The organism is Kaistella jeonii (assembly GCF_000812865.1).
GTDB lineage: Bacteria > Bacteroidota > Bacteroidia > Flavobacteriales > Weeksellaceae > Kaistella > Kaistella jeonii.
The window spans coordinates 1-15,412 of sequence record NZ_JSYL01000010.1; the positions used below are offsets into that span (position 1 = coordinate 1).

At 35.4% G+C, this 15,412-nt stretch carries 12 protein-coding genes, 1 tRNA gene and 1 pseudogene; all 14 read right to left on the reverse strand.

Annotated elements, in window-relative coordinates; translation table 11 throughout:
• Positions 1-125 precede the first annotated feature (125 nt).
• Positions 126-584: pseudogene (locus OA86_RS12165) on the reverse strand (DUF6923 family protein); the annotation flags it as partial.
• A 206-nt stretch (positions 585-790) separates the two neighbouring features.
• A complete protein-coding gene (locus OA86_RS12170; RefSeq protein WP_039353842.1) occupies positions 791-1,327 on the reverse strand; it encodes a phage tail-like protein in 537 nt (178 codons plus the stop codon).
• Between the two features lie 75 nt (positions 1,328-1,402).
• Positions 1,403-3,766: a phage tail-like protein gene (locus OA86_RS12175; RefSeq protein ID WP_052257511.1), complete on the reverse strand. Its 2,364-nt coding sequence runs from the start codon at positions 3,764-3,766 to the stop codon at positions 1,403-1,405.
• A 144-nt stretch (positions 3,767-3,910) separates the two neighbouring features.
• The gene (locus OA86_RS12180; protein ID WP_143071376.1) at positions 3,911-4,417 is read right to left on the reverse strand and encodes a hypothetical protein; all 507 of its coding nucleotides are present in this window, start codon (positions 4,415-4,417) and stop codon (positions 3,911-3,913) included.
• Between the two features lie 533 nt (positions 4,418-4,950).
• Positions 4,951-5,316 (reverse strand): 50S ribosomal protein L7/L12, encoded by a 366-nt coding sequence (rplL, locus tag OA86_RS12185; protein ID WP_039353694.1) that lies wholly within the window; start codon positions 5,314-5,316, stop codon positions 4,951-4,953.
• Between the two features lie 54 nt (positions 5,317-5,370).
• Positions 5,371-6,006 (reverse strand): 50S ribosomal protein L10, encoded by a 636-nt coding sequence (rplJ, locus tag OA86_RS12190; protein WP_039353697.1) that lies wholly within the window; start codon positions 6,004-6,006, stop codon positions 5,371-5,373.
• A gap of 13 nt (positions 6,007-6,019) precedes the next feature.
• Positions 6,020-6,712 (reverse strand): 50S ribosomal protein L1, encoded by a 693-nt coding sequence (gene rplA, locus OA86_RS12195; protein ID WP_039353700.1) that lies wholly within the window; start codon positions 6,710-6,712, stop codon positions 6,020-6,022.
• Between the two features lie 11 nt (positions 6,713-6,723).
• The gene (rplK, locus tag OA86_RS12200; RefSeq protein WP_039353703.1) at positions 6,724-7,167 is read right to left on the reverse strand and encodes a 50S ribosomal protein L11; all 444 of its coding nucleotides are present in this window, start codon (positions 7,165-7,167) and stop codon (positions 6,724-6,726) included.
• A 215-nt stretch (positions 7,168-7,382) separates the two neighbouring features.
• Positions 7,383-9,668, reverse strand: coding sequence for a T9SS type A sorting domain-containing protein (locus tag OA86_RS12205; RefSeq protein ID WP_039353705.1), 2,286 nt, complete (start codon positions 9,666-9,668; stop codon positions 7,383-7,385).
• Positions 9,669-9,884: 216 nt separating this feature from the next.
• Complete coding sequence (nusG, locus tag OA86_RS12210; RefSeq protein ID WP_039353708.1) at positions 9,885-10,427, reverse strand: transcription termination/antitermination protein NusG; 543 nt, start codon at positions 10,425-10,427, stop codon at positions 9,885-9,887.
• A 14-nt stretch (positions 10,428-10,441) separates the two neighbouring features.
• On the reverse strand, positions 10,442-10,645 hold the full coding sequence (gene secE, locus OA86_RS12215; protein ID WP_039353711.1) for a preprotein translocase subunit SecE: 204 nt from the start codon (positions 10,643-10,645) through the stop codon (positions 10,442-10,444).
• A gap of 13 nt (positions 10,646-10,658) precedes the next feature.
• Positions 10,659-10,729: transfer RNA gene (locus OA86_RS12220), tRNA-Trp, on the reverse strand.
• Between the two features lie 56 nt (positions 10,730-10,785).
• Positions 10,786-11,973, reverse strand: a complete 1,188-nt coding sequence (tuf, locus tag OA86_RS12225; protein WP_039353714.1) for an elongation factor Tu — start codon at positions 11,971-11,973, stop codon at positions 10,786-10,788.
• Positions 11,974-12,309: 336 nt separating this feature from the next.
• Positions 12,310-15,408, reverse strand: a complete 3,099-nt coding sequence (locus OA86_RS12230) for an efflux RND transporter permease subunit (RefSeq protein ID WP_039353717.1) — start codon at positions 15,406-15,408, stop codon at positions 12,310-12,312.
• Positions 15,409-15,412 lie beyond the last annotated feature (4 nt).

Sequence of the window (15,412 nt, forward strand, 5' to 3'; positions counted from 1 at the left end):
GAAAGATGGATTAGAGCTTTATCTGGGAATACAAAAATGGTTATTGAGATATCACAACAGAAGTCATCAAGGAATACAGCTTAAAAAACCACTGGAAAAGTATAAATCAGCAGCATAAAAAACAATTAAGAAACAGCTAATTGTGGTCTAGAGAAATGAGGGTAGAATATATATTCGGTTTTACCATCTGTTTTAGTAATTGATAATTCTGCACGAAATTGTACTCGTGCATTTACACAATGCGCACCGTCATTGCCAGTAGCGGAGATCGAGGCAGAAATCAGAGTAGCAGCACCACTTGTTTTATTAAAACTGTAAATAGCATCATTTGTATTTGAATTACCATATACAGCACCCGTAATAGTATCAGTGTACATTGCACCAAAACTACTTTCATTACCAGTTGCACCTATAAAAGTAACTGCACCTGAAGTAGGATTAATCGTAAATAAATTATCTGTGGTATTATCAACACCGTACAATAAACCATCTACTTTGTTGTAGGCAATATCTAAAGGTTTAGGAGCACCACCGGTGAAATTAATCAAGGTAGCTACTTTTGTAGTAAGATTAATTTTGTAGAAATTGGCAGTTTCGTTTGACTACATGAAATCTTAATTGCACCTCGCTATGATTGAGTAAACTGAATATAAAATTTTATAATTTGAAGGCTTTATAAATAAAGACCCTTTTTTTCAAAAGGGTCTTTATAGTCTAGGATAAAAAGTATAATCCCATATTATGGACGGAATTAAAATTAACTTATAAATTTAATTTATAAATTCATTTTTTATGGTTTCCAATAACTCCATTTGCTGCCATTGTAAACGGCAAGTCTTTTTGCGCCAGTTTTATTTACATAAACCATCATTCCTGGGGAAGGACTTGGAATATCCGACACTTTATTAACTTGTGGTAAAACCATCGCTTTAGTTGAAGATTCTAAAACTAAAACACCATCTGCACTGGAACTTCTGGCGCCAATAATAGATTTTGAAGTGGTTTCAACGACAGATGTTGGCTGGATAGTCAGAGCCGCAGTAACATTTGCATCTTGTCCACTTAAATCAACCCAACTTGTTCCGTTGGAAAATTTAACTCTTGCTGCAGTTGCTGTACTTGCATCTAACAAAATTGTTCCCTGAGTGATTGGCGCAGGAGCAGGAAGAGTTCTTACGTAAGGTAAAATCAAACCTTTGTTTCCCAGCGCAAATTCTAGTAAAACGGATGTTTTTACCGATGCAGTACCTATTGCATCACCAATAATTACTTGCGCGTTTCCCAAGGTGAATCCTGTTAAAAGTATTGCTGATATTAATTTTTTCATTTTATTATATTTTTTAATTATTAAAATATGGAGCATCTTTATGTTGAAATAAAAATGCTCCTATTTTAGTTATGTTTATGGACAAGCTGGAGTGTTAAAACAGCTCCAACCAGTTCCGTCATACAATTTTAAACATTTCGCAAAAGTATCATAAACCATCATTCCCTCCTGTGGATTGGTAATTTTACTAATGTGGTTTGCGGGAACCGGTATAATCGGATCACTTGTCATTCTGGTAATTACAAAACCTTTGGTATTGGATTCTAACACTGTATGTGCAGATTTTCTAATCATTGGCCAATCAGTGTTTGTACCTCCAGCTCTTTGTAGCAAAGTGATGCCTTGTTTCGTAGGTACGCCGGCATTTGTAGTATCTGGATCTTCATAACATGCAAGAGTAACCACTACAATATTATTGGTCTTAATATTATTACAAGAACCACCGATTCCATTATTTGCACATTCGTAATAAGGATTTGTAGGCGGAATAGTGATATTAGGGTTTGTTGCATCTGGATCAGTAACATCGTTGGTACGTAATATCGCAGCTTCTACAATTTGATTACCTGTTGTAGCTAGATTAGTAACAGTTACCGTGATGATGTAGGTGATTTCGCACCCATTTGGAAGATTAAGATTTGAGGTATAAGTATTAGTACCCGCGTTATAACTCATTGCTAAGCTTTCGCTTCCACATCCATTATTAATAAACTGAATATTTTGTGGAGATAAACCAGTAGGAATTTTAAATAAGAATGGAGCACCTGTTACATCGCTTGTCCCACCATTTTTCACTTTTACGGTGTAAGCGATCTGTTCTCCTACTAAAGCATTTGTTCTATCGGGAGTGATAGAAGAAACCATTAAATCAGCACTTTTCACCATTACACTTGTAGTCACAGTAGTTTCTTCAGCCTTAATAAAGGTCCACGTATCAATTGATTTAACATCTCCAAACAGTCCGCTGGTACCGCTTCCTCCCACACCCCATTTGTGTCCATTGGTATTACTACTTATTCCAGTACTATTTGCCGGTGGCAAATGGCTATTATTTTTAGGGGACGAATTTGAACCATTGGTTACATTAGGAATATCAATGTCATTCCAGTAAACAATATCTGAAACGACTTGAACTACTGGAGTTGGTAAACTTAACTGAGTATGATCAAGAAGTTCTACAATAGTTCCGAAGCGGTTGTACTCCATATCAAAATAAGGAAAGTGGACTTCCGCCTGTTGTAGACGGATTGTAATTTTAACTGGAAATGTTCCAACTGGTGACTGTGTTCCGCCTCCATCTTTGCCATCCCAAAAAATTTGATTGGCTCCTGCTGCAGAAGATCCTACAAGTACGCGCGTTACAAAACTAGGATTTGCGGGCGTACCTTCGATAGCGATACTATAATTGCCCTGTACATCTGCATTGAATTTTATATAGCCACCTTTTTTACTTATTTGCCCAGTAGTACCCTCAACTCCAACAATTGAAACACCTGTGACCTGGGGAGTTTTTACAGCATCTTTTAGCCATGTAGTAGAACCCGGAACTGCACCCACAGATGAGGACGGGAGATCAGCACTCGGCAGGGTATAGAACATTTTATGAGTTATATTTTTAGCAGTATCTGCGCTATTTGGATTTTGTACTTTACCCGCTAAAAAACCAGATGTGGAGCCATTTAAGCTTTTATAAACAGGATCCTGTGTAGTAGCATCGATAAAACCGTTATTATTTACAAAAAATGTAAAATAAATCCCATTATTGCCATTATTATTTACACGATAAGTGTAGCCGTCTTTAGTTAGCGCATATAATTTTCCATAAAAACCGTCGCTACTAACATTACTTAGTCCATTACTAAGGTTTAATACGTTTGTATAAACTCTACCCGGGATAAAAGCAGTACTTCCCACGCTGATAACCGAAACATCCCATGCCATAATTGACACATCATTACCTTGAGACCAGGACGCATTTGCCTTAACAGTTGTACTGGGGTCGTTTGTTCCTCTAGCTACGAATTCTACCCGATAAATCCCTGCACCGTTGGCTGGAACCTGGTAATAAATAGGGATATATCTTCCTCCTGAAGCTGATCCAGACAACTGGGGTCCAGCTATTTCTGCAGTCCTGTTTGGTATTTGACCTGCAATGGTATTATCGTTAACCTTTAGACTACCATCGGGTGCAAACAATCTAATTCTAGAATTTCCTCCAGAATTTTGCGCACTGGATGCTAATGCAATTCGTTCACCGACCTTTGCATAGACATAATGGACTCCCTCATTAGGAAATGGCCAGTTTTCCGTTGGGGTTAAACTTGATCGGAGATAAGCACGTAAGCCTACCGCACCACTTGGATAAAGATCTTTTGAGCCGTCTGCAAATAGAGAATTACTACAGAGGATTGTGGCAAAAACTAGTAATATGCGAAACATACGTACCTGTTTTTGCAATGAATAAATTATTAATTTCATTATATTTGTGTTTAATGTTCTAATGTTTTTAATATCATGAAGAATTATTCTAAGGAACTTGGTTCCATAGATATAATCTGATATAAGAATAAAATGATTTTTTTCTTAACAAAAAGGAGGAGGTCGGGAAAATAAGAATTGTGAAAGTGCTGCAGTTTTAGAAAATTCTGCAGTATAAATATTAATTAAATATAACAATACTGGAATACTGAGCGCTGTATGATGGTACACAATAACATTCTTCGCAAAAAAAACAGGATTGATTATAGAATTTCTTGTATTTGAAAAACTACCAGCACCAAAGTTTTGATTTGATGTTGAACTTTTAAATACGAATTTGGGTTTGGATAATTTTGGAAGATTTTCAGCTTGCTTTCTAGACTCTTTCTTAGCAATTGGTATTTCCTTCTTGATTTTGGAATCTGTGATGTTTTTAGAATCTTTTGCTTCAAGCGGCGCTTTTATCTTTACAATGGAAGCGTTAGTAACATCTTCTGTTCCGAAAACAACTGCATTTTCAGTAACATAAATTATTGCCTGTTGATCTTGCTGCGGAACATCAACTTTTAATGCAGACGCACTAAAAAACGAGGAGATGCACAGAAGAGGCAACAGAATCAAATTAAAAAAAACAGAATTAAATCCTCTTTTTTTAACTGTTGATCGTGTTGCTCTAAAGAATAAATTTTCTTTCAAGCTTGTGTTTGTGTTTTGTGTTTTTTCAGATCAAATCTAAAAGAAATAATCTTCCACAAAAATAATAAATAAAAAATAATTCAATCTATAAATTAGATTAAAGTAGAAATTTTATAATATAAAGGGTTAAAACACCCTTTGTCATTACTATAAAAATACCTAAAAACGTAAAAAGAAATTACGAATTATTAATTAATAAATTATTATTACTTTATCATTGATAATAAAATTATTTCAAAATTACAACTTGTAGTTAAAATTACTATTATGATAATATTTTCTGCATTTAAATTATAATCAATTTATTTATCAAACGGATGTTAATTTTTGTTAAATATAATTTAGAATTTTAAATCAGTCCTTTAAAATATTACCACCGAATTGATGAATAGTTTATAAAAAAAGCCGCTTCCTTCAGGAAACGGCTTTATAATAAGGTTGTGGGAGAATTATTTTACTTCTACTTCTGCACCTGCATCTTCTAATTGTTTTTTCAAAGCTTCAGCTTCGTCTTTAGAAATACCTTCTTTGATAGCAGTCGGAGCTGTATCTACCATATCTTTAGCTTCTTTCAAACCTGCACCAGTTAAATCTTTAACTAATTTTACAACTGCTAATTTAGAAGCACCTGCAGCTTTCAAGATAACATCGAATTCTGTTTTTTCTTCTACCGCTTCTGCAGCACCACCACCAGCAGCAACAGCTACAGCAGCTGGTTCGATTCCGTACTCATCCTTAAGGATAGTAGCTAATTCATTTACATCTTTAACGGTTAAGTTTACAAGCGTTTCCGCTAATTTTTTTAAATCTGACATTTTGATAATGTTTTAATTGTTGAACGATTTATTTTGATTTGTTTTTGAGTCTAATTACTCTGCACTTGGTGCATCTGTAGCTTCACTGCTTGCTTCTGGAGCAACTTCTGTAGCTGGAGTTTCTTCTGCTTTTACCTCTTCTTTAACTTCTGCAACCGGTGCAGCTTCTTCTACAACTGGAGCAGCTTCTTCAGCGTTTCCTGTAGCTTCATCTTTATTCTGAAGGGCAGAAAGTATATTTCTAAGCGGAGATTGTAGCAATGTGATGATTTCGCCAATCATTTCTTCTCTAGACTTGATGTTAACCAAAGTTCCTAGATTTTCGTCACCTACATAGAATGTATCTTGCAAATAAGCAGATTTCAAAGCAGGAAATTCAGCTTTTTTTCTGAATGTCTGAATCAACTTAGCCGGAGCGTTTGCAGTTTCAGAGATCATCAAAGCAGTGTTTCCTTTGAAAGATTGGAACATTTCTGAGTAATCTACATCACCTTCCATTTGTTCCATTGCTTTTTGCAACAGGGTGTTTTTTACAACTTTCAGTGTAATATTTTGCTTAAATGCTTGTCTTCTGAAATCTGAAGTCGCAGCAGCATTCATTCCTTCAAGGTTTGCAACATAGACTACTTTCGCGTCCTGTAACATTCCTTTTATATCTTGTATTACTAATACTTTATCTTCTTTTGTCATTGTTCTTCAGATTTTAGTTTACAGATTTAGTATCAATTGCAATACCTGGACTCATGGTAGAAGACAAATAAATGCTTTTCACATAAACACCTTTAGAGGCAGTTGGTTTCAATTTGAGTAAAGTCTGAATTAATTCAGCAGCATTTTCTCTGATTTTAGCAGCATCAAAAGATACTTTACCAATCCCAGCGTGAATGATACCATATTTGTCAACTTTAAAATCAATTTTACCAGCTTTTACTTCAGCTACCGCTTTACCGATATCCATAGTTACTGTACCTGATTTTGGATTTGGCATCAAACCTCTTGGTCCTAATACTCTACCCAATGGACCTAACTTACCCATTACTGCAGGCATTGTTACGATCACATCAACATCAGTCCAACCGTCTTTAATTTTCTGTAAATATTCGTCAAGACCTACGTAATCTGCACCTGCTGCTGTAGCTTCCGCTTCTTTGTCAGGAGTTACCAATGCCAAAACTTTTACATCTTTACCAGTACCGTGTGGAAGAGAAACTACGCCTCTTACCATTTGGTTGGCTTTTCTAGGATCAACACCTAATCTCACTGCTAAGTCAACAGAAGCGTCGAATTTTGCAGTATTTACTTCTTTTACCAAAGCCGAAGCTTCGTCAAGAGTGTAAACTTTATTTTTTTCTAATTTGCTTAAAGCTTCTTTTTGCTTTTTTGTCAATTTTGCCATATCTATAAGTTTTAAGCGTTAGTTGGTTTAGTTCCTGTTACTCTTAATCCCATAGATCTTGCAGTTCCGGCAACCATTGTAAGTGCGCCATCCATTGTAAAGCAATTAAGATCTACCATTTTGTCTTCAGCAATTTTTTTAACCTGATCCCAAGATACAGAACCTACTTTGATTCGGTTTGGCTCTCCTGAACCTTTTTTCTGCTTAGAAGCATCTAAAAGTTGGATTGCAGCTGGTGGAGTTTTAATAACGAATTCAAATGATTTGTCTTCGAATACTGTAATTACTACAGGTAAAACTTGTCCCGGCTTGTCTTGAGTTCTTCCGTTAAATTGCTTACAAAACTCCATAATATTCACCCCTGCAGAACCCAAAGCTGGACCTACTGGTGGAGATGGGTTTGCTGCTCCTCCTTTTACTTGGAGCTTAACCATTTTAAAGACTTTTTTAGCCATTGTTATTTTTTAATAAAATTAATAATTTATGAATGTGGAAGCATTTATAAATCTGCAAAGGTTGTTTCATCCAACTACTTTACATTTCGGACTGCAAAATTAAGAATATTTTTTGATTACACAAGAGGTAATTGCTTGATTTTTAGAAAGAATTTGCATCAATTAAAAAAGCCACTCTTTTTAAAAAGTGGCTTTCGGTTATTTATTACTTATTTTTAATTCTTTACAATAATTTTCTTCGTAATGGTTTCTTTACCAGAAGTTATTGTCATTATATAAACCCCATTACTCAGGTTAACTTGTATTTCTGTCATTCCCGAAATATCCTGTTGTTTACCTGCAAAAACTTTTCTGCCTGAATAATCAGCAATTGTAATTTGAGCATTCTTCATTAAATAATTGGATTTAATTTTCAAAGAATTTTTCACGGGATTTTCTACCCAAATCTGATGTGTAACATTATTTGTTCCCGTTGCCAAAGTACTGGAATTCAAAATTTCATTTAAAGCAAACGCTACGTTTTGAGTATCTAAAGTCACGTGATCTTCATTCACAGTGGGAACAGAATAGGCGACAAAAGGCGTTACGGAGGAAGAGGTAACAGGTGAGTAATAATTGTTACCGTTTATTGCTAAAGAACTTAATGCGGGAATAAAATTGAAATACATAATATTCAAATTATTCACAAATTCTGTAAGAAGAGGATTTCCTCCTGCTGCAGCTGCAAACTGACTCAAATTAAATCTTCCACCTGGAGCAGTATCTAAACCATCAGAAGTCGTGGTAGATTTTGCACTCGCTGCACTTGAAAATCCAGTGATCCAAATAAAAATTTTCTGCTGACCTTTGAAATTGCTTATTTCTAAAGTTTGATTTTTTAGAGGAGTATAATTTACCTTTATAATCGCACGTTGACTGCTGGAAGTATTAAAAGTATGATCCATCACCACCATTCCCGGAGTTCCCGTCATAGTTGAATTTCCTGCACCATTACTGATGGCCACATTTCTCGTACTTGTTGGAAATCCCATCGTATTCAGTTCAGTTTGGAAAGGCGTTCTGTAATTAGGAGCACCAACAGGTAATAATTTAGCGGGATCAAATTCTACAGCATCACCCGCTTTTAAATGACCTTCAAAATGATCGATCAACATTTCTCTAGCAGCCGGACTTTTCAGCATTCCATTTACAATCCCTTGCAAAGTAACATCTCCTAATGGACCATAACCCATATAATTGAACAAATGTTGAAATCCGATCGGAACATTTGCTCCTAAATGTGGTGCATCGAAGGAAATATAAAGTCGAGTATCAGGACTCAAACTATTTTGTTCCATATATCTTAATGCGTATCTCGAAATCAATCCGCCCATACTTGGCCCGATAAGAACATTTTTCTCCGTTCCTACTTTTTCAGCGTTAATTTTTTTCATTAATTCTACCAGAATCATGGCATTTCTTTGAATATAATCTACACCACCATCAATAATTGTTGTAGAAGCATCTCTGGTATAAGTTGGGAAATTTAAAACGATTACATCATAACCTTGAGCTCGAATTACATCGCCTAAATTTTGATTGGTGCCATAATTTAAAAGTTGATAAATCGCCGAAGTATTTCGAGTATCACCAGGATCAAAACCATCTACCAAAATAATTGGTTTATCTAAAACACCGTCTACCGTATCCAGAAAAACTTCGTATTCACCTTTTCCAAGAAATGCGGTTGCTTCGCCATAACCTTTGTAGGGAATTGTTGAAGAAATATTGGTAACAACATTGGGTTGAAAAGCAGAAGTTCCTTTTCCTTCGACTGCTCTTTTTTGATATTGAATATCGATCACAAATGACTGCGAAATAATTTTTCCGTCAGTGAAATGAATTTTATAGGGAATTGTATTTAGACCATTCTCATTAAAATTTAATGTAAAAGGTTGGTCAATACTAATTTTTCTCCAAGTATTTTTTTCTTTTACTTCAATAAAAGTAACTGTTCGTTTTGTAGTATTGAATATCAAATTACTTTTTAGAATAAAAGTAGCTTGATTATCTTTGGTTTTACCTAAAACAGTTCCTAAAAGATTGATTTGATATTGATCGAAAACATCGGTAGCTTTTCCTTTTAATTCTAGCTGATTTTTAGAATTCAAAGAAACTTTTTGGGTTTCGAAAGCAGTGGATTTCAAATTATCAAAATCTGCAATCAACAACGAAAGCGGAATATTATGATTATTAAAACCAGCATCGGCTAATTTCTGAACATCATCTAATTTCGGAAGTCTTTGCAAATAATCAGCTCGTTGAATTTCATGATAAACCTGCAGGAAATTGTTGGCAGAAACTTGGTTGGTTTTAAGATGAGTCGCATCTGAAACCGGATAAACACGATCATAAATAATCTTGGTTTCGGAATAGGGTTTTAGTAAATCGTAATTTTGCTCTTGTCCGTAAGACAGCACAAAGCTGACGATCAATAATAAGAAAGTAATTTTAGTTTTCATCGTTGTATTTTAGCGAACTAAATTACGAAAAATTATTAATCTTATGACTTTAATTTACGAATCTGATACCTATTTGTTCTAAATCAGACCTATTACTACTAAGTCAATAACAAATTCAAACAAAATCTCTTTAAATGATAAATTAAACCTTTAATTTTAAAACAAAAAAAAGAACCAAGTAACTTGATTCTTTTTGTATTTATTAAGAAGTAAGGTCTAAACCTTTTCTACTTGCATATAACTTAATTCCATTGGTGTTTTTCTTCCGAAAATCATTACTGAAACTTCTATTTTCTTTTTATCTTCAAATAATTTTTCGATCGTCCCATTAAATCCGTTAAAAGGACCATCGATCACTTTGATATTTTCTCCAACGATGAATGGAATATTTGCTTCCACTGCGAACTCAGAAAGTTCATCCATTCTTCCAAGCATTCTGTTTACTTCAGATTTACGCATTGGTACTGGATCTCCTCCTTTGGTTAAACTCAAAAAAGAAATAACTCCCGGAATATTTTTGATAATGTGAGGAACTTCTCCTGCTAAATTAGCTTCAACCATTAAGTAACCTGGGTAGTAAGGTTTTTCTTTTGGGACCTTTTTACCATTTCTCAGCTGGATTACTTTTTCCATAGGAATGACCACTTGGGTTACGAAAGCTTCGAGCCCATAATGTTTCATTTCGTTCTCAATATAGGTTTTCACCTTATTTTCCTGTCCGCTGATTGATTTCAGTACATACCAGTTAGTGTCACTCATTTTGGAAAATAATTTTAATTGAAAAGATTGATAAAGAGAGTAAGGAAATTAGCAATCGATTTACTAAAAAGTGAATCTATTCCAAAAGTGAAAATTGCTAAAACAACTGTTCCAATTGTAACCACGATTGTGGACGATTGCAATTCAGGCCACTTCGGCCATTCAACTTTATCCTTGAATTCGGTATAAGAACCTTTTATAAAATCAACTAAGCTCATTATCTTTTTTTTGCACGGGCACAAGGACTCGAACCCTGATCAACGGTTTTGGAGACCGGTATCCTACCATTGGACGATGCCCGTAAATTAAAAAAAAGTCCCGTAAGTTTCCCTACGGGACTTCAATATTTATTTAGAAATTAATCTAAGATTTCAGTTACCTGTCCTGCACCAACTGTTCTACCTCCTTCTCTGATCGCAAATCTAAGACCTACGTTAAGAGCGATTGGCTGTAACAATTCTACAGTAATAGTTAAGTTGTCTCCTGGCATTACCATTTCTACACCTTCTGGTAAGAAGATCTCACCTGTAACGTCTGTAGTTCTTACATAGAACTGTGGACGATATTTGTTGTGGAATGGAGTGTGACGACCACCTTCTTCTTTAGAAAGAACATAAACCTCAGCTTTGAAGTGTTTGTGTGGTTTAACAGAACCAGATTTTACGATAACCATACCTCTTTTGATGTCGGTTTTTTCAATACCTCTTAATAGGATACCTACGTTATCTCCAGCTTCACCTCTATCAAGGATTTTTCTGAACATTTCTACTCCAGTTACAGTTGATGTTAATTTTTCATCACCCATACCTACGATATCTACACCGTCTCCAGTATTGATTACACCTGCTTCAATTCTTCCTGTTGCTACAGTTCCACGACCTGTAATAGAGAATACATCTTCAATAGGCATTAAGAATGGTTTGTCAACATCTCTTGTTGGAAGTTCAATCCAAGTATCAACAGCTTCCATTAATTCGTCGATTTTCGCTACCCATTTAGCATCTCCATTCAATCCACCTAAAGCAGATCCCTGGATTACTGGAGCATTATCACCATCATAATCATAAGAAGATAAAAGTTCTCTTACTTCTAATTCTACTAATTCTAACAATTCTGGATCATCAACCATATCTACTTTGTTCATAAAAACAAGTACATTAGGTACATTTACCTGACGACACAAAAGGATGTGCTCTCTTGTTTGAGGCATTGGTCCGTCTGTAGCAGCTACAACTAAGATAGCACCGTCCATTTGAGCAGCACCTGTAACCATGTTTTTAACATAATCGGCGTGACCTGGACAATCTACGTGAGCATAGTGTCTGTTCGCAGTTTCATATTCGATGTGTGAAGTATTGATTGTAATACCTCTTTCTTTTTCTTCTGGTGCAGAATCGATAGAAGAGAAATCTCTTGCTGTTCCGAATCCTTTGTCAGATAATACTTTACTGATTGCTGCAGTAAGTGTAGTTTTACCATGGTCTACGTGACCGATGGTACCAATGTTCAAGTGTGGTTTGTTACGATTAAACGTTTCCTTTGCCATGATATAAATTATTTATTAATTAATTATTTAATTTTTCGGTGTGCAAATATAGTTATTTTTTGAATATTGAAAATCTTTTTTTTACAAAAAATTTCTAACATTCAAAAATATTGCCTACACCTTTGATATTTTACCGATTTATCGGAGTGCAAATTTAAGGAAAATTATTTATTCGTGAAAATTCTATAAATGAATTTCTCGAAACATTTCCTTTTTTAAGGAAACTTTATCATTATTACTTAATTTCTCTCAACTTAAATTTTTATTAAAACGTTCTACATCAAAGATTTAATATTGAAAATAGTTATTATCTTTAAATCTGTTATTTCCAGTAGTTTAAACAGTCTCTGATTTTTTTGTTTTATTAAAAATCCAGAATATAATGGGGAATATTAATAACGTTAAAACAGTTGCAGTAAACAATCCTCCAATAATAACGATTGCCAATGGTTTTTGGGACTCTGATCCAATTCCTGTAGAAAGTGCAGCCGGTAATAATCCAACCGACGCCATTAATGCGGTCATCACAATTGGTCTGGTTCTCACTTTTATTCCTTCTAAAATTCCTTCTGCGACCAACATTCCCGCTTTTATATTTTGATGGAATTCGGAAAGAAGCAATACTCCATTCTGAATACAAATCCCGAACAAGGCGATAAAACCTACTCCAGCAGAAATCCCGAAATTCATTCCTGTCATGTGCAAAGCGATAATTCCTCCAATCAAAGCAAAAGGAACATTAGCTAAAACCAAAAGGGAATCTTTAATATTACCAAACAGAATAAACAGCAGGAAAAAAATCATGATAATACTTATCGGCACCACTTGTCCTAATCTTTTGGAGGCGCGCTGTTGATTTTCAAACTGACCCGTCCAGCCAAAACTATAGCCTTCCGGAAGCTTAATCTGATCAACTTTTTCCTGTGCTTCAGCAATCGTACTTCCTAAATCCCGATCCCGTATCGAAAATTTAATCCCAATAAACCGTTTGATATTATCCCGATAAATAAAGGCTGCACCATTATCTTGCTGTATTTCACAAATTTCTTTTAATGGAATCAAAGCTCCTGCTTGTGAAGGAACCATCAATTGTGCAATATCATTTTCATCTTTTCGGTATTGCTTTTCATATCGAATTCTGATATCAAATTTTCTTTCGCCATCAAATAATTCAGAAGCAGTTTTCCCACCAAAAGCAGTTTCTAAAACCGACTGCGCATCTTTAAGATTCACGCCATACTGCGCCATTTTTTCCCGATCGAGAATTACGCTTACTTCCGGTTGTCCAATGTTTTTAATGATTCCGGGCTCTTTTACCCCAGGAACTTTTTTAATAATTTCATAAACCTGTTTTGCGTATTGATCAAGCGTATTGAGATTATCACCATAAATTTTTACTCCATTTTCAGCTTTAAAACCTGCAACTGCTTCAGCCACGTTATCAGAGATCGGCTGAGAATAGTTGAACGTGATTCCCTGATATTGTTTCAGCTTTCCATCCATATCTTCAATGAGATTATCCATCGTGATTTTTCTTTTCCAGTCTTCTTTTGGTTTTAAATTCACGGCAAACTGCACGAAACCAAAACCATTAGGATCGGTTCCGTCATTACTTCTCCCCGTTTGTGAGAGCACTCCCGTTACTTCAGGAAAAGACATAATGACTTTCTTTAATTGATCGGTAATTTTTAATGATTCATCCAGCGAAGTACTCATCGGCATTTCTGCGGTGACCCAAAGCGATCCTTCATTGAGCGGCGGTAAAAATTCGGTTCCTAAAAATTTAGCTGAAAATAATGTCGCTCCCAAAATTCCAACTGCAACCATTAAACTCATTCTTTTATTTTTAAAGGTGAACAGAAAACCTTTTACTACGATCCGATCCCAAAAATTCACGAACGGATTGTTTTTTTCTCGCACATTTTTATTAAGAAGAATATGCGACAAAACCGGAACGAGCGTTAAAGTAAATAACAACGCTCCCATCAAAGCAAACCCTAAAGTATAAGCCAATGGTGCAAACATTTTACCTTCTACTTTCTGAAAAGAGAAAATAGGTATTAATGATGTGATAATTATTAATTTAGAAAAGAAAATCGCTTTTCCTAAACCGATTCCGGTATTTTTTATCCAACCTGCTTTTGCCATTTTGTTGAATTTTTCCATGCCGTATTTTTTCGCTTTGTGATCTAACATCACAAAAACTCCTTCGACCATGACGACGGCTCCATCAATGATAATCCCGAAATCCACCGCTCCGAGGGAAAGTAGATTTGCGCTCATTCCCGCCAGTTTCAAACATAAAAAAGAAAATAATAATGATAATGGAATAATGATCGAAACAATAAAAGTCGTGCGCCAATCGGCCATGAATATAAATACGATGACGGTGACCAGAATAATTCCTTCAATTAAATTGTGAAGAACTGTATGTGTGGTGAAATCCATGAGGTTTTCCCGGTTGTAGAAAGTCACCAGTTTCACGTCTTTGGGTAAAATCTTATTGTTCAGTTCGTCGATTTTCGCTTTGACCAGTTCTAAAACTTCCACGGGATTTTCGCCTTTCCGCATTACGATGGTTCCTGCGACAACATCATTTTGATTATTGTAACCAGCTTGTCCAACTCTTGGTAACGCGCTTTCCTGAACGGTTGCCACATTTTTTACGAGAATCGGATTTCCATGTTCGTTTTGAATGGTAACATTTTCTATATCCTGAATTGATTTTAATAATCCAATTCCGCGAACAACGTAAGATTGCCCGTTTTTTTCGATAACATCTCCACCAACATTGAGATTTCCCTGATTTACGGCATCATAAACCTGAGAAGTTGTTAGATTATATTGCTCCAATTTTCTCGGATCAATACTTAATTCGTAAATTTTATCCTGACCACCAAAAACATTAATATCTGCAACTCCCGGAATTCCACGCAAGGCACGATCAACAACCCAAGTTTGAAGCGTCAATAATTCCCGCGAATCTTTTTTCGGACTTTGAAGAACATATCGGTAAATTTCGCCAGTTGGTCCATACGGCGGTTGAATTTCGGGACCAGCTCCATCGGGAAGTGTTACGGTTCTGATCTGATTATTAACTTGATTTCTCGCAAAAGCATCATCAACACCATCATCGAAAATAATTTTAATGATCGATAATCCAAACATGGTTGAACTTCTGACACTGGTCTTTTTCTGAACGGAACTCATCGCCAACTCAATCGGTGTCGTGACAAAACGCTCTACTTCTTCGGCACTTCTACCATTCCACTGCGTGATGATTACAATTTGGGTATTGGTAACATCTGGAAAGGCTTCAATCGGCATATTTTTAAAACTGATAAAACCACCAATCGCCAAAATAGAGACCCAAATAAAAGTGAACGCTTTATTTTTTAAGGAAAAAGCGATGATATTTTTTATAAATTTATTCATTTGT

What these genes read in the sequence shown, in the direction of transcription:
- OA86_RS12170 (WP_039353842.1), bottom strand. Translation starts at nt 1,327, where the DNA reads ATGAAAAAATTAATATCAGCAATACTTTTAACAGGATTCACCTTGGGA.
- OA86_RS12175 (WP_052257511.1), bottom strand. Translation starts at nt 3,766, where the DNA reads ATGTTTCGCATATTACTAGTTTTTGCCACAATCCTCTGTAGTAATTCT.
- rplL (WP_039353694.1), bottom strand. Translation starts at nt 5,316, where the DNA reads ATGTCAGATTTAAAAAAATTAGCGGAAACGCTTGTAAACTTAACCGTT.
- rplJ (WP_039353697.1), bottom strand. Translation starts at nt 6,006, where the DNA reads ATGACAAAAGAAGATAAAGTATTAGTAATACAAGATATAAAAGGAATG.
- rplA (WP_039353700.1), bottom strand. Translation starts at nt 6,712, where the DNA reads ATGGCAAAATTGACAAAAAAGCAAAAAGAAGCTTTAAGCAAATTAGAA.
- rplK (WP_039353703.1), bottom strand. Translation starts at nt 7,167, where the DNA reads ATGGCTAAAAAAGTCTTTAAAATGGTTAAGCTCCAAGTAAAAGGAGGA.
- OA86_RS12205 (WP_039353705.1), bottom strand. Translation starts at nt 9,668, where the DNA reads ATGAAAACTAAAATTACTTTCTTATTATTGATCGTCAGCTTTGTGCTG.
- nusG (WP_039353708.1), bottom strand. Translation starts at nt 10,427, where the DNA reads ATGAGTGACACTAACTGGTATGTACTGAAATCAATCAGCGGACAGGAA.
- secE (WP_039353711.1), bottom strand. Translation starts at nt 10,645, where the DNA reads ATGAGCTTAGTTGATTTTATAAAAGGTTCTTATACCGAATTCAAGGAT.
- tuf (WP_039353714.1), bottom strand. Translation starts at nt 11,973, where the DNA reads ATGGCAAAGGAAACGTTTAATCGTAACAAACCACACTTGAACATTGGT.
- OA86_RS12230 (WP_039353717.1), bottom strand. Translation starts at nt 15,408, where the DNA reads ATGAATAAATTTATAAAAAATATCATCGCTTTTTCCTTAAAAAATAAA.